General features: G+C 74.4%; 19 protein-coding genes. 2 read left to right on the top strand and 17 right to left on the bottom strand.

The genetic code is table 11. The features are described from left to right. The 14 genes from VMF70_05490 to VMF70_05425 form a co-directional block, all read right to left on the bottom strand. A partial coding sequence (locus VMF70_05490; protein ID HTT67463.1) for a S8 family serine peptidase occupies positions 1-1130 on the bottom strand: 1130 nt, incomplete at its 3' end. Continuing rightward, positions 1130-2749, bottom strand: a complete 1620-nt coding sequence (locus VMF70_05485; GenBank protein HTT67462.1) for a carboxyl transferase domain-containing protein — start codon at positions 2747-2749, stop codon at positions 1130-1132. The genes VMF70_05485 and VMF70_05490, both read right to left, overlap by 1 nt. Next, positions 2749-3192: a cobalamin B12-binding domain-containing protein gene (locus VMF70_05480; GenBank protein ID HTT67461.1), complete on the bottom strand. Its 444-nt coding sequence runs from the start codon at positions 3190-3192 to the stop codon at positions 2749-2751. Before VMF70_05480 ends, VMF70_05485 begins: the two co-directional genes overlap by 1 nt. A 55-nt stretch (positions 3193-3247) precedes the next feature. Next, positions 3248-4483 carry a hypothetical protein gene (locus VMF70_05475; GenBank protein HTT67460.1) on the bottom strand — a complete coding sequence of 412 codons (1236 nt, stop codon included), beginning with the start codon at positions 4481-4483 and terminating at the stop codon, positions 3248-3250. Continuing rightward, positions 4452-6170 carry a methylmalonyl-CoA mutase family protein gene (locus VMF70_05470; GenBank protein HTT67459.1) on the bottom strand — a complete coding sequence of 573 codons (1719 nt, stop codon included), beginning with the start codon at positions 6168-6170 and terminating at the stop codon, positions 4452-4454. Before VMF70_05470 ends, VMF70_05475 begins: the two co-directional genes overlap by 32 nt. Then, complete coding sequence (gene meaB / locus VMF70_05465) at positions 6167-7222, bottom strand: methylmalonyl Co-A mutase-associated GTPase MeaB (GenBank protein HTT67458.1); 1056 nt, start codon at positions 7220-7222, stop codon at positions 6167-6169. Before meaB ends, VMF70_05470 begins: the two co-directional genes overlap by 4 nt. 47 nt (positions 7223-7269) lie before the next feature. Next, positions 7270-8475, bottom strand: coding sequence for a hemolysin family protein (locus tag VMF70_05460; protein HTT67457.1), 1206 nt, complete (start codon positions 8473-8475; stop codon positions 7270-7272). After that, positions 8472-9656, bottom strand: a complete 1185-nt coding sequence (locus tag VMF70_05455) for a hemolysin family protein (GenBank protein ID HTT67456.1) — start codon at positions 9654-9656, stop codon at positions 8472-8474. The genes VMF70_05460 and VMF70_05455 overlap by 4 nt, the downstream gene beginning before the upstream one ends. Beyond that, entirely contained in the window at positions 9653-10054 is a 402-nt protein-coding gene (gene ybeY, locus VMF70_05450; protein HTT67455.1) for an rRNA maturation RNase YbeY, read from the bottom strand. Before ybeY ends, VMF70_05455 begins: the two co-directional genes overlap by 4 nt. 19 nt (positions 10055-10073) lie before the next feature. After that, entirely contained in the window at positions 10074-12236 is a 2163-nt protein-coding gene (locus VMF70_05445) for an HDIG domain-containing protein (protein HTT67454.1), read from the bottom strand. Continuing rightward, complete coding sequence (locus VMF70_05440) at positions 12233-13195, bottom strand: PhoH family protein (protein HTT67453.1); 963 nt, start codon at positions 13193-13195, stop codon at positions 12233-12235. Before VMF70_05440 ends, VMF70_05445 begins: the two co-directional genes overlap by 4 nt. After that, a complete protein-coding gene (gene aspS / locus VMF70_05435; protein HTT67452.1) occupies positions 13192-14967 on the bottom strand; it encodes an aspartate--tRNA ligase in 1776 nt (591 codons plus the stop codon). The genes VMF70_05440 and aspS overlap by 4 nt, the downstream gene beginning before the upstream one ends. Beyond that, entirely contained in the window at positions 14955-15344 is a 390-nt protein-coding gene (locus tag VMF70_05430; GenBank protein ID HTT67451.1) for a VanZ family protein, read from the bottom strand. Before VMF70_05430 ends, aspS begins: the two co-directional genes overlap by 13 nt. Then, entirely contained in the window at positions 15341-15796 is a 456-nt protein-coding gene (locus VMF70_05425; protein HTT67450.1) for a PTS sugar transporter subunit IIA, read from the bottom strand. The genes VMF70_05430 and VMF70_05425 overlap by 4 nt, the downstream gene beginning before the upstream one ends. Before the next feature lie 106 nt (positions 15797-15902). Here VMF70_05425 and VMF70_05420 point away from each other — a divergent pair, with 106 nt between their 5' ends. Together VMF70_05420 and rlmN are read left to right on the top strand one after the other, a co-directional pair. Further along, positions 15903-16823, top strand: coding sequence for a hypothetical protein (locus tag VMF70_05420; GenBank protein HTT67449.1), 921 nt, complete (start codon positions 15903-15905; stop codon positions 16821-16823). After that, positions 16820-17929: a 23S rRNA (adenine(2503)-C(2))-methyltransferase RlmN gene (gene rlmN / locus VMF70_05415; protein ID HTT67448.1), complete on the top strand. Its 1110-nt coding sequence runs from the start codon at positions 16820-16822 to the stop codon at positions 17927-17929. Before VMF70_05420 ends, rlmN begins: the two co-directional genes overlap by 4 nt. On the opposite strand, the gene VMF70_05410 is transcribed toward rlmN, so the two are convergent. The 3 genes from VMF70_05410 to panC are packed head-to-tail and all read right to left on the bottom strand — an operon-like array spanning position 17822 to position 19618. Continuing rightward, on the bottom strand, positions 17822-18265 hold the full coding sequence (locus VMF70_05410; GenBank protein HTT67447.1) for a LytR C-terminal domain-containing protein: 444 nt from the start codon (positions 18263-18265) through the stop codon (positions 17822-17824). The two genes, rlmN and VMF70_05410, sit on opposite strands and share 108 nt — an antisense overlap. Continuing rightward, on the bottom strand, positions 18214-18786 hold the full coding sequence (locus VMF70_05405; protein HTT67446.1) for an HD domain-containing protein: 573 nt from the start codon (positions 18784-18786) through the stop codon (positions 18214-18216). The genes VMF70_05410 and VMF70_05405 overlap by 52 nt, the downstream gene beginning before the upstream one ends. Next, on the bottom strand, positions 18773-19618 hold the full coding sequence (panC, locus tag VMF70_05400; GenBank protein HTT67445.1) for a pantoate--beta-alanine ligase: 846 nt from the start codon (positions 19616-19618) through the stop codon (positions 18773-18775). Before panC ends, VMF70_05405 begins: the two co-directional genes overlap by 14 nt. Positions 19619-19642: the final 24 nt, after the last annotated feature.

Genomic DNA, 19642 nt, shown 5'->3' with positions numbered 1-19642 from the left:
GCGAACACCACGTCCGGGTGCGCGAGCAGGAAGGCGTCCACCAGCGAGTCCATCACCGCGGCGCCCGGCTCCTCGTTCCCGATGCCGAACGACATGTTGAGCACCAGCGGCAGCCGCCGCTCGGCGGCGAACCGGACCGCGTAGTCCATCGCCCGGATCATCGACCCGGTCGTGGAGAGGCCGCCGCGCGCGTCGTTCGCGATCTTGAGCCCGATGATCTGCGCGCCGGGCGCCACGCCGTCGAAGCCGCGGACCGAGTACAGGTCGTGGCCTGCGGCGATCCCCGCCACGTGGGTGCCGTGGCCGGCCGTGTCCAGGACCAGCGAGAGGCGCGGGCGGCCGGCCTCGTCCACGCCGAGGTTCACCGCGCCGGTGATCGGGCCCGTGCCGCGGGGACCGGAGCGCGGCCGGAACGCGAACGTCTGGCCCTTCACCAGGTAGTCGCCGAGCGGCGTCTCGTCGGCCAGGGAGCCGTTGCCGTTGGTGTCGATGAAGGCCACCCAGCCCGCCGCGCTCCGGACCACCACCACGCCGAAGCGGTCGCGGTTCGAGCCGTTGCCGTTGAAGTCCGCGGCGGGCGGGTCGCCGAACGACAGCTCGCGGATCACGCCGCCGTACCACTCGGAGTCAACGGCGGCCGCGCGCACGACGTCGGCGCCCTCGAGGGTGAGGCCCCCCGGGAGCACGATCAGGTCGCGCGCGTCCGGGCGCACCGGCACGAGCGCGACGTCGCCCTCGCCCGAGAAGTTCCGCAGGTCCAGGATCTTGGGCTGGCCCGTCGAGGTGGTCTGGAGCCCTGGCACGCCCGGGTCCACGCCGCTGTCCAGGATGCCGATCAGGACGCCGCGTCCGTCCCACGCCGGATGCGCGGCGTGCCAGGCGGTGACCCCGGTGAGATCCAGCGGCATCAGTCCCAGCATCATCGCGGTGGCGGGCGGCGCCACCGGCTGCCGGGGCTTCGGCGTCGCGTCCGGGACCACGGCCGGCTCGGCCGGTGCAGCGGCAGCGGGCGCCCCCGCGGACGGCACGGGAGCGGCCGGCTCCGGAGCGCGCGCGGCGGTGGCGCACGCCGCGAACGCCACCGGGAGCGCGGCGAGCAGCGCCGGTCGAGGACGCAGACGCAGCCCCATCAGGCGAGTGCGCTCGGAAGCACGTACGGGCCGAGATGCGGGCCGTCGTGGTTGGCGACGATCCGCAGGATGAACGCCAGCTGCCCGCGCAGCTCCTCGGGGGTCAGGATCGCATCCACGTAGCCCCGCGCGCCGGCGAACTTCGCGTCGAGCTGGTGCTCGTAGTCCGCCCGCATCACTTCCACCGCCGCCTCCAGCTTGGGGGGCGTCGCCCCCTGCTTGCCCGCCGCCTCGAGGGCGGGGCCGTGTACCGCCTGGACCGCCGACTCGCCCTCCATCACCCCCATCCGGCCCGTGGGGAGCGAGACGATGAAGTCCGGATCGAAGCCCTGGCCGGCCATCGCGTAGTACCCGGCGCCGGACGCGTGGTTGACCGTGAGCACCAGCTTGGGAACGGTGGCGGTCGCCATCGCCTCGACGAACTCGGCGCCCGCGCGGATGATGCCGGAGCTCTCCGCCTCGGGCCCCACCATGAAGCCGGAGACGTCCTGGACGAACAGGATCGGGGTCCGCTCGCGGTTGGCGGTCTCGATGAAGTAGGCGACCTTCCTCGCGCTCTCGGTGTACACGATGCCGCCGAAGCGCGGTGCCTCGCCCGCCCTGCCCTTGATCAGCTTCCGCTCGTTGGCGATCAGCGCCACGACCCGCCCCTCGATGGCGGCGTGGGCGCAGATCATCTCCTGGGCGACGTCGCGCTGGAACTCCTCGAGGGCGCCGTCGTCCACGAAGCAGGCCAGGATCTCGCGCATCTCGTACGACATCCGGTGGTCGCCCGGCAGGATCTCGTAGAGATCCGTGGCGGGCCGGCGCGGCGGACGCGCGACCCGTTGCGGCGCCAACCGCTCGGGGCTCGGCCGCGGCAGGCGGGCCACCGCCTCGCGCAACACGGCCAGGCACTCCCGGTCGTCATTGGCGAGGTAGTGGGCCACCGCGCTCGTGCCGGTGTGCATCCGCGCGCCGCCGAGCGACTCGCTGTCCACGACCTGGCCGGTGGCCCCCTTCACGAGGTTCGGCCCGCCGAGGCCCATGAAGCTGGTGCCGTCCACCATCACGATGACGTCGGAGAGCGCGGGCAGGTAGGCCCCCCCGGCGACGCACTGACCCATCACCGCCGCGAGCTGCGGCACCTTGAGGTAACGCCGCATCAGCGAGGTGTAGTAGAAGATGCGGCCGGCGCCGTACTGGCCGGGGAAGACGCCGCCCTGGTAGGGCAGGTTCACGCCGCCCGAGTCCACGAGATAGACGATCGGGACCCGCTCGCGCATCGCGATCTCCTGCGCGCGCAGGATCTTCTTGATGGTCTCCGGCCACCACGAGCCGGCCTTCACGGTCGCGTCGTTGGCCACCACCACGACCTCGCGGCCCACCACCGTGCCGACCCCGGTGACCACCCCGGCGCCGGGCGCCTGCCCGTCGTACTGGTCGTAGGCCACCAGCAGGCCGATCTCCAGCCACGGCGCTCCCTCGTCCACGAGGAGCGCGACGCGCTCGCGCGCGGTGAGCTTCCCCGCGGCGTGCTGGCGCTCGACCTTCTCCGGGCCGCCGCCCTGCCGCAGCCGCTCGGCCAGGGCACGGTACTCGTCGGTGAGGATCTGGAGGCGGTGGGGAGACGAGGCCATCAGGGCCGCAGGTGCTCGCGGGCCCAGTCGTGGATGTAGGCGATCAGCTCGGCGGTCGGCGTGCCGGGACCGAACAGGCTGCCGACGCCGCGCGAGCGCAGGCTGCTCATGTCCTCCCGGGGGATGATGCCGCCGCCGGTCACGAGGACATCGCCCCGGCCCGCCTCGCGCAGCAGCTCCACCACGCGCGGGAACAGCGTCATGTGCGCGCCCGAGAGCACCGACAGCCCGACCACGTCCACGTCCTCCTGCACCGCGGCCGCGACGATCATCTCCGGCGTCTGGTGCAGGCCGGTGTAGACCACTTCCATGCCCGCGTCGCGCAGCGCCGCCGCCACCACCTTGGCTCCGCGGTCGTGGCCGTCCAGTCCCGGCTTCGCGACCAGGATGCGGATGGGGCGCGGCAGAGCGCCGGCCGCGGGCGTGGACGGTGCGGTGGGCATAGCGCGCGGAACCTAGCCGCGGCTCCGCGTCGATACAAGCTCGTCGCGGGGCACGCTAGTCGGACGCGCGGAAGCGGAGGATCGCCGCGAGGCGGTCGAACCGCCCGGCGTCGGCGCCGCGGACCACGGCCACGCGGGCCCGCTGGCGCAGGGCGTCCTCGATGGCCTCGTCCAAGAGGTCGGCGAGCGGCAACGGCTCGCCCTCGCCGCGGGTCCCGGCGGCGGTCTCGGCGAGCCGGCCGCTCGTGCTCCACCGGTAGCCGGGCACCGTGGCGTCCGCGTTCACGATCAGGGTGCGCACCTGGCCGCGGGACAGCGCGCGGAGCGTCGGCTCGACCGCATCGGTCGCCAGGCCGCCGTCGCGCAGCGCCGCCAGCTCGCGCAGGGCCGCGGCGGAGGCCTGTTCGGCCGCGGCCGACAGCAGCTCCAGCGCCTGCGCGCGGATCTCCGCCTCGCTCACCTTCCGGGGCGCGAGGTGCAGCACGCCGAGCACGCGCTCGCGCAGCTGCGGGGCGAGGTGCGGCAGCAGCGCACTGGCGTCCACGCCGACGCCGCCGACCACGAGGCCGTCGTACGAGCGCGCCCGCAAGTGCGCGGCCACGGTCTCGGCCACGAGGGCGAGGTGCCGGTGCCGCTCCTCCCGGATGCGGTTGTGGAAGCGGTACTCCCCCACGCCGGGCATCACGCCCCGGCCGCCGCTCAGGCGCGTCATGCCGCGCTCGCCGTGAAAGCGGGCGGGCCGCGTCGCGCCCGGCGCCACGATGCCGTCCAGCTCCGACACGCCCTCCAGCCCGACGTCGAAGAACCGCGCGGAGCGGCGATCGGCCACCACCGCCAGGAGCCGGGTGCCGGCCTCGACCAGCGCCACCAGCTCTCCCACCACCGGCGTCCGGTCGACGACCACGCGGCTCTTGAGCACGTAGGGCAGCGGCACGGCGCGGAACAGCCCGGCGGCGGCGAACACCGCGACGCCGCGGGTCCCGGGCAGACCCGAGGAATCCCCGAAGAAGGCCTCGACCCGGTCCAGCTGCCGCTTCACGGCTTCGCGGTCGTCGTGCGAGAAGCCGAGGATGTCCAGGCGCTCCGCCGCGCGGCGCAGCCGGTTCTTGAGCTTGATGCGGTACTTCTCGCCGGCCCGGTCGCCGGGCTCGAGCTTCTGATAGCAGGACACGACCCAGCCGCGCGACGTGCCGAGCGCCAGCAGCTCGGCCAGGGCGCCGCCGACGCCGCTGCCCGCGCGGCGACCGGCGGCCGGCCGGCTAGAAGAAGATGGGCTCGCGGTACGAGCCATAGACGTTCTCCAGTGCTTCCCGGATCTCGAACAGGGTCGCCCACGCTCGAGCGGCGTCGAGCATGGCGGGGATCAGATTGTCGCCGCGGCGCGCCGCCTCCGCCAGCGCGTCCAGGCGCCGCCGCGCGACGTCGCCGTCCCGGGCGCGCCGCAGCCGCGCCAGCCGCTCGGCCTGCGCGCCCGCGGCTTCCTCGCCGATCCTGAGGAGCGGGATCGGGACCTCCGGCTCGTCCACCACGAAGTCGTTCACGCCGACCACCACCCGGCGGCGCTGCTCCAGCTCGCGCTGGTGGCGCGCCGCCGACTGCGCGATCTGCCGCTGGAACCAGCCGGTCTCGATGCCCCGCACCACGCCCCCCATGCGCTCGATCTCGGCGAAGGTGGCCTCCGCCTCGTCTTCGAGCTGCCGGGTCAGCGCCTCGACGTACCAGGAGCCGCCGAGCGGATCGCTCACGTTCGCGACGCCGGTCTCGTAGGCGAGCACCTGCTGGGTCCGCAGCGCCAGCTGGACCGCCTGCTCGGTGGGCAAGGCCAGCGTCTCGTCCATCGAGTTGGTGTGCAGGGACTGCGTGCCGCCGAGCACGGCGGCCAGGGCCTGGTACGCCACCCGCACCACGTTGTTCAGCGGCTGCTGCGCCGTGAGCGTCACGCCCGCCGTCTGAGAATGGAACCGCATCATCAGCGAGCGCTCGGACTTGGCGCCGTAGCGCTCGCGCAGGTGCCGCGCCCAGATGCGGCGCGCCGCCCGCAGCTTGGCGATCTCCTCGAAGAAGTCGTTGTGGATGTCCCAGAAGAAGCTCAGCCGGGGCGCGAAGGCGTCCACGTCCAGGCCGCGCGCCAGCCCGCGCTCCACGTAGGTGAAGCCGTTGGCGAGCGTGAACGCCAGCTCCTGGGCCGCGGTCGCCCCCGCCTCCCGGATGTGGTAGCCGGAGATCGATATCGTGTTCCACTGCGGCGCGTGCGTCGCGCTCCACTCGAACAGGTCCACGATGATCTTCAGGGCCGGCTCCACCCCGTAGATCCAGGCGTGCTGCGCCATGTACTCCTTGAGGATGTCGTTCTGGACCGTGCCCCGGAGCTTCGTGCTCGCGACGCCCTGCCGCTCGGCCGCGGCCACGTAGAAGCAGAACAGCATCGCGGCCGGCCCGTTGATCGTCATCGAGGTGGAAACCCGGTCGAGCGGAATGCCGTCGAACAGGGTCTCCATGTCGGCCAGGCTCGAGATCGCGACACCGCACTTCCCCACCTCGCCCATCGCGCGCGGGTGGTCGGAGTCGTAACCCATCAGCGTCGGGAAGTCGAAGGCCACCGACAGTCCCGTCTGGCCCCGGCCCAGGAGGAACTTGTAGCGCGCGTTGGTCTCGACTGCGGTGCCGAAGCCCGAGAACTGGCGCATCGTCCACAGCCGTCCGCGGTAGCCGGTGGCGTGCACGCCGCGCGTGTACGGGTACTCGCCCGGCAGGCCCAGCTCGGCGCCGTGATCCAGGTCGGGCACGTCCAGCGGCGTGTACACGGGCGCCACGGGCCGCCCCGAGGCCGTCGTGAAGTCCACGTCGCGGACCTCGCCCCGAGCGACCTTCTCCTGCCACGCGGACAGCTCGCGCCGCAGGTCCTCCAGCTCGCGCTGCTTCGCCTCGAGCTGCTCCGCCAGCCGCCTGACCACCAGATCGGACTCGAACACGCTCATGCGCCGTCGCTCCTCCGGATCCGATTCACCACCGCCGCCGCCGCATCGTACGGGCTCCGGCGGCCCGCCGCGACCTCGGCGAGCGCGGCCTCCAGGTCCGCCCTCGGCCCCGCGTCCGACCAGGCCCACCGCCTGAGCGCCCGCTCGAACACGTCCCGCGTGCGCCGCTCGAGCTGGCGTGCGCGCCGCGCCGCCAGCGCGCCGTCGCGCTCCAGGAACGCGAAGTGCCGGTCCAGGGCGCCGCTCAGCTCCGCGACGCCCTCGTCCCTGGGCGCCACCGTGGCCAGCACGGGAGGCTGCCACGCGGCGTCGTCCCCGCCGATGGCCGGTGCAGCCGTGTCCCCTGCCGTCTTCCCCGTCGGGATCCGGGTGCCGTGATGTGCCGGCACGTGGCGGAAGACCTGGCCGCTCTTGAGGCTGATCGCCACCTCCAGCTCCTGTCGCAGCCGGTCGGCCCCGGGCCGGTCCGACTTGTTCACCACGTACACGTCCGCGATCTCCATCAGGCCGGCCTTCATCACCTGGATGCCGTCGCCCGACTCGGGCACCAGCACCACCACCGTGGTGTCCGCCACCGACGCGACCTCCAGCTCCGACTGCCCGACGCCCACGGTCTCGATCAGGATCCGGTCGAACCCGTAGGCATCCATCACGTCGGCCACCTCGCCGGTCGTGGTCGCCATGCCGCCCAGCGAGCCGCGCGACGCCATCGAACGGATGAACACGCCCGGGTCCAGGGCCGCACGCTCCATCCGGATCCGGTCGCCCAGGAGCGCCCCCCCCGTGAACGGGCTCGATGGGTCGATGGCGATGATGCCGACCGTGAGGCCGCCCGCCCGGCAATGCGCCGCGAGCCGCTCGATGAGCGTGCTCTTGCCGCCGCCCGGGGGCCCGGTCACGCCGATGCGGCGCGCCGAACCCACCAGGGCATGGAGCCCCGCGAGCAGCGCCTCGGAGCCCGGCGCGCCGTTCTCCACCAGGGAGATGGCGCGCGCCAAGGCGGCGGGCTTGCGGGCCCTCAGACCCTCGAGGATGTTCGCGGGTTCCACCATCTAAATTGAGTCAGGACATAAGGCTAGGTCAAGCGACCTCAGCCAGTTCATCGGCTCGCCGGCGGTGCGGGCACGCTCGGGCCGGCTGCCCCCGGCGCCGCCCGGACCACCAGCCGGACGAGCCTGGTGGGGGTGGCCTCCAACACGTCGAACTCCAGGTCCCCGAGCACGGTGCGCTCGCCCGCCTTCGGGATCCGTCCGACGCCCCAGGCCAGGTACCCCCCCACCGTCTCGACCCGCGGCGGAGCCTCCAGGGGGACGGCGAAGTGCTCCCGCACCGCCGCCAGGGGATGGGAGGCGTCCACCACCAGCACTCCCCGCTCGGGCGCGACCGGCTTGGGGCCGGGCTCGTCCAGCTCGTCGAAGATCTCGCCGACCAGCTCCTCGAGCAGGTCCTCCATCGTCACGAGGCCCGCGGTGCCTCCGAACTCGTCCAGCACGACGGCCATGTGGCGCCGTTCCCGCCGGAGGTCGAGCAGGGCGTCGGCGCAGCGGCGGGATCCCGGCACGACGGCCACCGGCCGCACGCCGACCTTGCCGCCGGGGCCGGCCTTGATGACGTCGAAGGCGTGGACCATTCCCACGATGTCGTCGGGCGAGGAGCGGTACACCGGGATCCGCGTGTAGCCCGACGAGGCCACCAGCGCCGCGAGCTCCGCGGCCCCGGCCGACTGGGGCGCGGCGACGATCCGGGTGCGCGGCGTCATCGCCTCGCGCACCACCCGGTCCGCGAACGCCATCACGCCGGTGACGATCTCCAGCTCGTCCTCGCCAGCCAGGCCCGCGGTGGCGCTGTCGCGGAGCAGCGCCGCCAGCTCGGCCCGTTCCGTGGCGGCCCGGCCGCGGACGATCCGGCCCACCAGCGCTCCTCCCTGCCGCAGCCGCGGCACGAAGGCGCGCACCAGCGACTCCGGCCAGCGGCGGCCCACGGCGCGCGGGAGGAAGTACGCGACGAAGCACAGCACGGGCACCCCGACCACCAGCTCGAGTGCGAGGGTGGTCCCCAGCGCGGCCGTCCGCAGCGCCCACGGCGCGCAGACGCCGGCCACCGCGACGCCGACGGCCACGAACGCGTCGGCCGCGGCGGCCACGTCGCCGGGGCGCGACAGCAGCGTCACCGCGGCGTCCGCGCCCTCCAGCCGGCGCGCGACCCAGCGGGTGAGCTCCAGCCGGCTCACCGCGCGGACCGCCACCGACGCGGTGGCGCCGAGCGCGGCCAGCGCGAGCCCGAGCAGCACGAGCAGGAGGCTCACGCGCCCGCCCGCTCGAACCGCAGCCGGCGGATGCTGCGGCGCACGACCTGATCCACCGTCACCTGCCAGCCGTGCAGCTCCAGCCGCTCGCCCGCGACGGGCACGTGACCCAGCGCCGAGTAGGCGAGGCCGCCGGCCGTGGTCACCTCTTCGTGGGCGAACGGCGTGCCGAGCGCGCCGGCCAGCTCGTCGAGCGGCGTCCGCCCGTCCACCAGCCAGCTCCCGTCCGCCTGCTCGGCGACGTGCCCCACCTCGGAGGCGTCGTACTCGTCGCGGATCTCGCCGACGATCTCCTCGAGGACGTCCTCGAGCGTCACGATGCCGGCGGTGCCGCCGTACTCGTCCACGACCACCGCCAGGTGGCCCGGGCCGCGCTGGAAGTCCCGCAGCTGCGCGTCCAGGGTCTTGGTCTCCGGCACGATGTCCACGGGCCGCACCAGCGAGCGCCAGGCGCCCCGCGCCCCCGGGTCGGCACTGAACAGCGCGGGCAGCAGATCCTTGGCGTACAGCACGCCGACGATGTGGTCGAGGTCTCCGTCGAAGGCGGGAAGCCGGGCGTGCTCGGCGCTCGCCACCACGGTCACGGTGTCCTCGAACGTGCGGGCGCAATCCACGCCGACGAGGTCCACGCGTGGGGTCATCACCTCGCTCACCATCGTGTCCGCCAGCGCGAATACGCCGAGCAGCATGTCGCGCTGGGCGGGGTCGGGCGCGGCGGTCTGGCCGCCGGCCGCGATGCCGACCAGCCGGCCGAGCGCGCGGTCCACGATCCCGGCCGCGACGATGAGGGGGACGATGATGTCGAGGGACGTGGCGGCCGTGCGCACGGCAGCGGGCCCGAGCCGCGCGCCGCGCCACAGGCCGAGCGCGCGGGGCCCGAGGTCGCCGACAGCGGCGACCACGACCACGACGGTCGCCAGCGCCAGGGCGGCACGGGCGATGTCGGTGCGCCACCACGCCAGCGCCCCCGAGGCCCCGACCGCGGCGAGGGCGAGGAAGACGATGCGGCCCAGCGCGAGCGCGCGGCGGAACCGCTCGGGCTTCTCGGCGTAGGCGCCGACCAGCGCCGTCTCGGCCAGGGCCGGATCGGCAGCCAGGGCTCCGTCGGCGAGCGCCAGCAGCGCCGCCCACGCCGTGGCGAGGGCGGCCCCGGCCAGGGGCACCGCGACGCCGCTGGTCACCGGCGGCCCAGGCGCGCCAGCAGCAGCTCCTGGCGGCGCCACATCCGGCCCCGGGTGCGGCCCGGGCCCTCCGGATGGTCGTAGCCCAGCACGTGCAGGACCCCGTGCACCACCAGGCGGCGCAGCTCCTCGCGCTCGCCGGTCCCGAACCGCGCGGCCTGGCGGGCCGCGATCTCCGGCGCGCAGTAGATGTCGCCCACCACCAGGCCGCTCACGCCGCCGAGACCGAAGGCCAGGACGTCGGTCTCCCGGTCGTGACCGAGGTGGCGGCGGTTGAGGCCCCGGATGCGGCGCCGGCCCACGAACGAGATGGACAGGACGGCGCGCCGCACGCCCTCGGCCCGCAGCACGGCGCGCGCCAGCCGCACGGCCTCCGCCCGCGGCAGCCTCGCGCGCACCCCGGCCGACACCCGCACGTCAACCGTGGTGGCCGCTCTCCCAGTCAGCGGTGATGCCGCCGGAATCCTCCGGGTACTCCACGCGGTTGTGGAACATCGCCGTGTAGGCGCGCACGAACTCCTGCTTGACCGTCTCGATCTGCGCGAGGGTGAGCGGCGCCTCCCGCAGCTGCCCGCTCTCGACCCTGGACTCGATGAGGTGGTCGATGGCGTCGGCCACCGTCTCGGGCGTCGGGTCGTCGAGGACCCGCAGCGCCGCTTCCACCGCATCGCCGAGCAGCGCGACCGCCGTCTCGGCCGAGCGCGGCAGGGGGCCGGGGTAGCGGAACAGCTCCTCGCGGGCGAGGGCGGACGGCTCCTCGGCGCGGGCCCGCTCCAGGAAGAAGGAGATCGGCGAGGTGCCGTGGTGCTCCGGGATGAAGGCCCGCACCGCCTCGGGCAGCCGGTGCTCGGCGGCCAGGGCAAGCCCGTCCTCCACGTGGCGCCGGATGACCGCAGCCGACACGCTGGGCCGGAGCTGGTCGTGCGGCCGCTTCCCGCCGCTCTGGTTTTCGGCGAAGTACTGCGGGTGCTTGAGCTTCCCCACGTCGTGGTAGTAGCAGCCGACCCGGGCCAGCAGTCCGTTCGCGCCGATCGCGTTGCACGCGGCCTCGCACAGGTTGGCCATGGCGACGGAATGCGCGTAGGTGCCCGGGGCCTCCGTCGCGAGCCGGCGCAGCAGCGGCCGGTCGGGATCCGACAGCTCCAGCAGCGTCAGGTCGGTCGTGCTGCGGGTGAAGCGCTCGGCCAGCGGCAGGACCAGCATCGCGAGCGCCGCCGACGCCAGGGCGTTGATGCCGCCGAGGACGGCCGATCTCCCGATCGCCGCCGCCGGCTCGCCGGCCGCAGCCCCCGAGACCACCGAGGCGACGGCGTAGACCGCGGCGACGATCGCGATGGAGTAGTACGTCTGGGTGCGGCGCCGGATGCGCTGCACCGAGAGCGCCGCCGCGACGCCGCCGACGAAGGTGAGGAACAGGGCCTGGGAGCCGCCCGAGGCCGGCTGGACGCCGATCACGGCCGCGAGCACCATCGCGGCGACCGCCGCGATGCGGCCGTCGAACAGCACGGAGAACGGGATGGCCGCGAGCGCGATCGGAATCAGCTCCGGCGTGGCCGGCGCCCAGCGGGCCAGCATCCCCGCGGCGGCGACCACGACCGCGAAGCCGGCGGCGAAGAACCCGAGCGAGCGCAGGGACTCGTACAGCGGGCGCCGCACGAAGTAGCACACGACGCCGAACAGCACGCACAGCACGGTCTCCAGGCCCACCAGCCCGAGGGCCGAGACCGCGCCACGCACCCGGCCGGCGCCGCCCCGCTCGAGCACCGCGCGGTAGGCCGCGAGCTTCGCCGCGGCGAGCTGGTCCACGACCTCGTGCGCCCCGATGATCTTCTCGCCCGGCTGGACCGACGCCTCGACCGAGTCGACGGTCAGGCGCAGCGCGTCCCGGCGCCGCTCGGTCTCGGCGCGCTCGTACACCAGCGTCGGGCGGAAGAACGTCCCGAGCAGCCGCTCGTAGACCTGCTCGGCGGCCGCCGCGCGGCGCTCCGGCTGCAGCTGGGCCGCCCGCTCGAGGAAATCCCCGAACGGCCGCAGGCTGTCGCTGGTGACGACCCGCTCGTCGGCCCCGCGCCGCAGCACGACATCCCGGCCGAGCTCCGTGGTGGACAGGCCGGGCGCGAGATAGCCGTCGGCGGACTGGCGCAGCGCCGCGACCAGCGAGCGCCGCAGCGCCGCGCGCTGCCCGGGGCCGGCGAGGGCCGCGAGGTCGGCGCCCTCGAGCGGCACGCCGGCCGCGCGGGAAGCGTCCCGGAGCGTGCCGCCGGCCGCGACCGCAGAGTCCAGCGCGGCGAAGTAGTGCGCCGCGGCGTCCGCCGCGCTGTCGGCCAGCTCCGGGTGGGAGGTGATCAGCGGCTTCACGGTGGCGGCCAGCGCCTCGGCCTCGCGGGCGCGCTGCGCGGCCGTCTTCGGCACCAGGAAGCCGAAGGGCGCGATCACGTCCACGCTGGCCACGGCGCCCACGGCTCGCGGCGCCGACACCAGCCAGGCCGCCCGCGGGAAGGCCAGGTACGCCACGACCGCCACCAGCAGCGCGAGCAGCAGCCGGGAGGCGTGGCGGCGCACCGCGGGCAGCAGCCTCACCGGCTCTGCTGATCCTCCCGGTACGCGCGAATGATCTCGCGCACCAGCCGGTGCCGGACCACGTCGGCCTCGTCCAGGTAGCAGAAGGCGATGCCGTCGATGCCCGGCAGGATGCGCTCGACCTGCACGATCCCCGACTCCTCGTGCTGCGCGAGGTCGATCTGCGTCTTGTCCGCCGTGATCACCGCCCGCGAATTCACGCCCAGCCGGGTCAGCAGCATCTTCATCTGCATCCCGGTGGTGTTCTGCGCCTCGTCGAGGATCACGAACGCGTCGGCCAGCGTCCGGCCCCGCATGTACGCCAGGGGCGCGATCTCGATCACCCGCGTCTCGAGCGCGTGCTGCACCCGGTCGTGCGGCATCATGTCCTCGAGCGCGTCGTACAGCGGGCGCAGGTACGGGTCCACCTTCGCCTGCATGTCGCCCGGCAGGAACCCGAGCCGCTCGCCGGCCTCGACGGCCGGACGCGCGAGGATGATGCGCCGCACCCGCTTCTTGTGCAGCAGGTCCACGGCGACGGCGACCGCGAGGTAGGTCTTCCCGGTCCCGGCCGGGCCGATGGAGACCACGATGTCGTTGTCGAGCATCGCCTGGACGTAGGCGCGCTGGCCGGCCGTCTTCGGCGCCACGATCCGGCGCAGCCCCGGCAGCACGATCTTGAGGTCGCCGTTGGGCGCCGGCGCCCCGTGCCCCGCGCCCTCCTCGGCGATGCGGCGCACCTCCTCCGGACCGAACGCCTCACCCATCCGGGCCAGGTCCACCAGCGCCTGCGCGAGCCCGGTCGCGCGCTCCACCGCCTCGAGCGTGCCCGCCAGCGAGAGCTGGTCGCCCCGCAGCGAGACCCGGACGCCCGCCAGCCGCGCCAGCTCGTGCAGGTTGGCGTCGTGCACGCCGGAGAGCGCCAGCGGGTCCGCGCCCTCCACGCTGAGGCGGTGCACGACGTCGGCCGAGCCGGTCACTCGACGATCCTCACCCGCAGCACGTCGAGGTCCTCCTGGCGCACGTGCGTCGGCGCGCCCTCGAACAGGGCGCGCGCGGCCGCGGTCTTGGGGAACGCGATCACGTCCCGCAGCGACTCGCCCCCCGCCAGCAGCATGGCGATCCGGTCGAAGCCGAGCGCGATGCCGCCGTGCGGCGGCGCCCCGGTGCGCAGGGCTTCGAGCAGGAACCCGAAGCGGTGCTCGGCCTCCTCGGCGCTCAGCCCGAGCCGCTCGAACACCAGCGACTGGAGCGCCGGATCGGTGATGCGGATCGAGCCGCTGCCCAGCTCGACGCCGTTGTAGACCGGGTCGTAGTGCAGCGAGCGCGCCGCCTCCGGGTTCGCGGTCAGCAGCCCGACGTCGTCCGGATGCGGCGCCGTGAACGGATGGTGCATGAACGTGAGCGCCCCCGTCTCGAGCTCGCGCTCGAACAAGGGGAACTGCTCGATCCAGACGAACGCGTGCTCGCGGGCGGGCGCCGGCTCCAGCCGCGCGATCACCGCCAGCCGCACCCGGCCCAGGGCGGGCAGCGCCACGGCGTCGGGGCCCGCGCACCCCAGCACCAGGTCGCCCTCGGCCAGCGCCAGCGCCTCCAGCGCCGCCTCCCCGAAGGCCTTCGCGCCCGGCCCGGTGACGCCGTCCGCGGCGCGCTTCGCCCACACCAGCCCCGACGCGCGCATCGTCTTGGCCTCGGCGGTGAGCTGATCCAGGTCCTTGCGCGACAGCGCCGCCCCGCCGGGCACCACCAGCGCGTGCACGTGCTCGCCGCGCGCGACCGCGGCCCGGAGGAACTCGCCGCTCCCCTCGCCGATCCGCGCGGTGAGGTCGCGGATCTCGAGCCCGAAGCGGAGGTCGGGCTTGTCGGTGCCGTAGCGCGCCATCGCGTCGCGATACGCCATCCGCGGGAACGGCGCCTGGACCTGCTTGCCCGCCTCGTCCCACAGCGCGACCAGCACCGCCTCCGTGACCGCGTAGATGTCCTCGGGCGTGACGAACGAGCACTCGAGGTCGATCTGCGTGAACTCGAGCTGGCGGTCAGCCCGCTGGTCCTCGTCCCGGAAGCAGCGGGCCAGCTGGAAGTAGCGGTCGTACCCCGACACCATCAGCAGCTGCTTGTAGAGCTGCGGCGACTGGGGCAGCGCGTAGAACTGCCCCGGGTACACGCGCGAGGGCACCAGGAAATCCCGGGCCCCTTCCGGCGTCGGCTTGGTGAGGATCGGGGTCTCGACCTCGAGGAAGCCGCGGCGCGCCAGCTCGCTCCGGGTGCGCTGCAGCAGGCGGTGCCGCAGCTCCAGGCTCCGGTACAGCTCGGGGCGCCGCAGGTCGAGGTAGCGGTAGCGCAGCCGCAGCTCCTCGGCCGCCAGCGCCTCCCCGCGCACCCGCGCGACGGGGATGGCCGGCGTGACGGTCGGGCCGACGATCGCGACCGAGGTCGCATGCACCTCGACCTCGCCGGTGGGCATCTCGTCGTTGGCCTGCCCCGCGGGACGGCGCTCCACGACGCCGTGGACGATGATGGCCGCCTCGGCCACCAGCGCTCCCGCGCGCTCGAGGACCTCCGGCGGCGACCAGCCCGGGCCGAAGGCGACCTGGACGATCCCCTCCCGGTCGCGCAGGTCCACGAACACGATGCCGCCGAGGTCGCGCCGGCGGTGCACCCAGCCGCCGAGGCGGACCTCCGAGCCGGCATGCGCCGCGCGCAGCTCTCCGCACCAGTGCGTGCGCAGTGACGTCGCGGCTAGCGAAGCCATCGGGCGAACCTCGAATTCATCAGTCGCATCCCCACGTAGAGTCCCAGCGCACCGCCCACGGTGTCGCTCACCCAGTCGCTCACCTCGGCGTCGCGGCCCGGAATGAACAGCTGGTGCAGCTCGTCGAGCGCGGCCCACGCCGAGAGCAGGATCCCGGCCACGACGAGGCGCCGAGACGGCCAGCGCCGCAGCACCCCCACCCGCGCCACCAGCCCCCCGATCCCGGCGTACAGGGAGGCGTGGCCGAGCCAGTCCAGCGGATGCGGCAGGTCGACCGGGATGGCCTTCCCCGGCAGCGACGTCAACGTCACCTGCAGCACCAGCCACAGGACCAGCGCCACCCACGCCCGGCTCGGGACGTCCTGATCCGGGCTCACTGCCCCTCGGCCTCGCGCACCACCTGGCAGAACGCCTCGGCCGTTCCCGCCTCCAGCAGCCGGTCCCGCACGTACTCGCGCCGCACCAGGCGGGCGATCCGGGCCAGCACGCGCACCTGCGATGCCGCCACGGTCTCGGGCCCCGCCAGCAGGAAGAACAGCCGTACGGGCTTGCCGTCCAGGGCCCCGTAGTCGATGGGGGTCGAGGTCTGACCCGCCACGAGCATCAGGCCCGGCAGCGAAGGGGTGCGCGCGTGGGGGATCGCCACTCCGTGGCCGAAGCCCGTGGACTGGCAGTCCTCCCTCTCGCGGACGGCGTGCAGGATGTCCTCGGGCGAGCCGCCGGAGGAGTGGACCAGCAGCTCCACCAGCTCGCGAAGGATGGTCGCCTTGTCCCGCGAGACGAGGGGGACTCGGACGCGTTCTGGGGCCAGCAGTTGGCTCAGGAGCACGACGGCGGGAGGCGCCTCATGACGCGCGGAAGTTAATGGCGCTCCACAACTTGAGCAAGCTGACCGATCGCTTGACAGCGGCCAATCCACGGGTGAAGCTTCGCCCATGCGCGCCCGCGGAGCCGTCCTCGCCCTCGTGGTCGTCGGCCGTCTCGGCATCGCGCGCGACGCGTTCGGCCAGGCGGCCGTCGCCTCCGACCTGTGGCAGGTCGCCGGCGCGACGCTCGTGGTGCCGCCGCCACTGGTCGAGGACGGGTCGGCCGCCCTCTGGATGCCCGCCGTGGTTCTCGACCGGTCCGGCTCGATGCTGCGCATCGGCGTGGAGGCGATCCACGCCCCTTCCGACGTCGGCGTGAGCGGAGGCATCGCTGCGGTGGGGATCCGCCTGGGCGCGCTCGGCACGCTCAACGCGGTGTACGGCCGGCTGGGCGTGGACGGCCTGGTCCGCACGGAGACGAGCCCGGAGGGCATCGGGGGCGACGTCCCCGTGTACGCGGAGGTGATCTCGCTGGGCTTCGCCCGCTCCGTCGCTCCGGGCCTGGTGGCGGGCGCGGCGGTGCGCAGCATGGCGGGGCAGCTCGATGTCGAGTCCCGCAACCAGCTGGGGCTGGACGTGGGCCTGCGCTACACGGACCCGAACCGCATCACGCTCGCGTTCGCGACCCGGTTCTTCGATCCGACGTTCCGGCAGGCGGAGGAGGCGGCGTCCTACAGCGTCGCTACCTCCTACCGCACACTGCCCAGCCCGATGCTGGGCAGCAGCGGCGTCGTGACCCTGCGCTACGGCGCCACCTGGTCCCACGGGGAGGGCGTGCAGCACCTGCTCTCCGCGGGCCTCGCGCTGGCGCGCGTGCTCGAGGTGGACGTGGGCGCGGCGCGCGAGGTCGAGGACGGCGTGTCCGTGTGGCGCAGCCGCCTGGGCTTCGGGGTCGTCGCCGGCCGGTATCGGGTCTACCTGGCCCGGGACGGGGGGGTGAACGACTTCGGCGCGACCTACCGGTTCGGCCTCACGACGGCGTGGCGATGAACAACCTGCTGGACCTCGTGCCCGCTGCGGCCAGGGATGCGCTGGGCACGTGGCTGGCCGGCCGCGGAGAGCCGCCCTATCGCCTCACCCAGGTGCTGCCGCGGCTGTGGCAGCGGCCGGTGCGCCGTTGGACGGACGCCACCGACCTTCCGGTGGCGCTGCGCGAGGCGCTCGACGCCGAGTGGCCCCTGCCCTCGCTCGTGCTCGAGACCCGGCAAGTCTCGGGCGACGGAACGGAGAAGATGCTGTGGCGGCTGCCCGACGGGGAAGCGATCGAGTCGGTCCTGATCCCCGAGGGAGCGCGCCGCACGCTGTGCATCTCGTCCCAGGCCGGGTGCCCGCTGCGCTGCGCCTTCTGCGCGACCGGCACGATGGGCCTGAAGCGCAATCTGGCGGCGTGGGAGATCGCGGCGCAGGTGCGCGAGCTGCTGCTCGCAGCCGAGCCCGTGACGCCGACCAACGTCGTGTTCATGGGAATGGGCGAGCCGCTGCTGAACTGGCCGGCCGTCTCGGCCGCCCTGACGCTGCTCAACCACCCGGACGCGCTGGGCATCGGGGCGCGGCACATCACGGTGTCCACGGTGGGGATCCTGCCGTCGCTCGCCGAGCTGGCGAAGCGGCCCGAGCAGTTCCGCCTCGCCGTGTCGCTGCACGCGCCCACCAGCGCGACCCGGCTCACCCTGATGCCGATCGAGAAGCGCTACCACCTCGGCGACCTGCTGGCCGCGCTCACGGCGTTCCGCCGGCGGGTGACCTTCGAGTATGTGCTGATCGACGGGGTGAACGACCGCGACGAGGACCTGGTCGAGCTGGCGCGGATCGCGCGGCGCGCCGGCGCGATGGTCAACCTGTTGCCCCTGCATCCCGGCGGGGCGCCGGGGCTGGCGCCGACGCCGCGGGGACGCATCGCCGGCTTCGCGGCGGGACTGCGGCGCCGCGGCGTCGAGGCGGTCGCGCGGCGGAGCCGCGGCCTCGACATCGCCGCCGCGTGCGGCCAGCTACGGATTCTGCGCGGCGAGCCGGGTGGCGAGGTCCCTGCCCAGGCGCACGGTGACGTCCACCAGCCGGCCGGCATCCGGGAGCTGGCGCACCGTCCGGACGCCTAGCGCGCGCGCCACCCGCGTCCCGCCCGCCAGGCTGCCCCGCCGCACCAGCACCTGGGTCGAATCCCCGACCTGTCCCGTATCCGAGCCGAAGTAGACCACGTCGATGCCGGCGTCGCGCAGCAGGCGGGTGGCGGCGCGGGCCAGCCCCACGGCCGGCGTGGGGTTGAGCACCTCCACCACCACGTGGTCGCGCTCGCCCGGGATCGGCCGAGCGGGCGCGACACGCGCGGGCGTGCGCGCCCACCACCAGGTGGCGAGCACCGCGGCGGCCACGCCGAGCCCGATCAGCCCGACGACGACGAGGCGTCCGCGACGAGGCTGTTCCAGAATTCCCACGTCTCCAGGGCGATCGGGCCGCCGGACTTGAGCCGCCACCCGATGCGCATCGCCGCCACCTCGCGGAGCACCGCGGCCGGCTCGGCCGGGCAACGCGCCAGCCAGCCGTCCAGCGCCACCCGTTCGTAGGTGCGCCCGGGCTCGATGTAGTCGGCGAGGTAGAGCATGCGTCCGGCCGCGTCCCACCGGGCGTAGCCGAAGGAGTGGTAGCGCACGGCGTCGAGCACGCCCTGGTCGTGCTCGCCGTCGGCGGCGGCGGCGGTCGCCGCTGCGGGCCCGTGCCAGGTCTTCACCGGCCAGGGCGGGTGAGGGCCGTAGCGCCCGAGCACGGTCTCGTCGGCGTCGCGCAGCGCGTCGTGCAGCAGGGCCGCGCGACGCCACCGCGCCAGCTCGGCCGCCGGCACGCCACGCCCGGCGCCCCACCGCTCGAGCACCGCCACCACCCGGGCGATGTGCTCGATGCGGCCGGCCCCCACGACCGACCAGGGCGGCAGCGCACGGCGGACCTCATCCGGCGACACGGACGTCCCCCTCCAGACCCGCGCCCAGAACCACGTTGTCGATGAGCCGCGTGCCGCCCACCCGGGCCGCCACCGCCAGCACCGATCGTGCGTCCACCGATTCGAGCGGCTCGAGATCGTCCGGGCCGACGCACGCCACGTAGTCCACGGCCAGGCCGGCGCCCTCGAGCACCCGCCGGGCGCTCTCCGCGACGGCGGCCGCTCCGCGCTCGCCTCCCCGGAAGACCGCCGCGCCGCAGGCGAGCGCGCGCGCCAGGGCCGTCGCGGCCGCGCGGGACGACGCGTCCAGGTAGGCGTTGCGCGACGAGAGCGCGAGCCCGTCCGGCTCCCGGACCGTCGGCACCACCACGATCTCGACCGGCAGGTTGAGGTCGCGCACCATCCGCCGGATGAGCGCGGCCTGCTGGAAGTCCTTGCGTCCGAACACCGCCACGTCGGGCTGGACGACGCCGAACAGCTTCAGGACCACGGTCAGCACCCCGGTGAAGTGCCCGGGCCGCGTCGCTCCCTCCAGCCGGTCGGCGGCGGGCCCCGCCACGACCGTGACCTGCGGCGGCTCGGGGTACATCCCTTCGGTCGAGGGCGCCCACAGCACGTCCACCCCGGCGCCGCGCGCCACGGCGCTGTCCCGCGCCAGGTCGCGGGGATAGCGCGCGAAGTCCTCGCCCGGGCCGAATTGCAGCGGATTGACGAACACGCTCATCACCACGAGGTCGGCGCGCCGGCGCGCCTCCGCGATCAGGGCGACGTGGCCTGCGTGCAGCGCGCCCATCGTCGGCACCAGGCCGACGCGCTGCGCGGCGCGACGGGCCTCCCGGGCGTGCGAAGCCATGGCGGACGGCGCCGAGACGGACAG

This window comes from Gemmatimonadales bacterium, assembly GCA_035502185.1.
Taxonomy (GTDB): Bacteria; Gemmatimonadota; Gemmatimonadetes; order Gemmatimonadales; family JACORV01; genus Fen-1245.
Note: the sequence above shows the minus strand (reverse complement) of the source record. Positions and strands in the feature narration are given on the sequence as shown.

Bases quoted from the DNA above. Each gene is read 5' to 3' on its own strand.
- panC (HTT67445.1), bottom strand. From the start codon at position 19,618: ATGGCTTCGCACGCCCGGGAGGCCCGTCGCGCCGCGCAGCGCGTCGGC.
- VMF70_05480 (HTT67461.1), bottom strand. From the start codon at position 3,192: ATGCCCACCGCACCGTCCACGCCCGCGGCCGGCGCTCTGCCGCGCCCC.
- VMF70_05485 (HTT67462.1), bottom strand. From the start codon at position 2,749: ATGGCCTCGTCTCCCCACCGCCTCCAGATCCTCACCGACGAGTACCGT.
- meaB (HTT67458.1), bottom strand. From the start codon at position 7,222: ATGGTGGAACCCGCGAACATCCTCGAGGGTCTGAGGGCCCGCAAGCCC.
- aspS (HTT67452.1), bottom strand. From the start codon at position 14,967: ATGGCTTCGCTAGCCGCGACGTCACTGCGCACGCACTGGTGCGGAGAG.
- rlmN (HTT67448.1), top strand. From the start codon at position 16,820: ATGAACAACCTGCTGGACCTCGTGCCCGCTGCGGCCAGGGATGCGCTG.
- VMF70_05420 (HTT67449.1), top strand. From the start codon at position 15,903: ATGCGCGCCCGCGGAGCCGTCCTCGCCCTCGTGGTCGTCGGCCGTCTC.
- VMF70_05475 (HTT67460.1), bottom strand. From the start codon at position 4,483: ATGGCTCGTACCGCGAGCCCATCTTCTTCTAGCCGGCCGGCCGCCGGT.
- VMF70_05470 (HTT67459.1), bottom strand. From the start codon at position 6,170: ATGAGCGTGTTCGAGTCCGATCTGGTGGTCAGGCGGCTGGCGGAGCAG.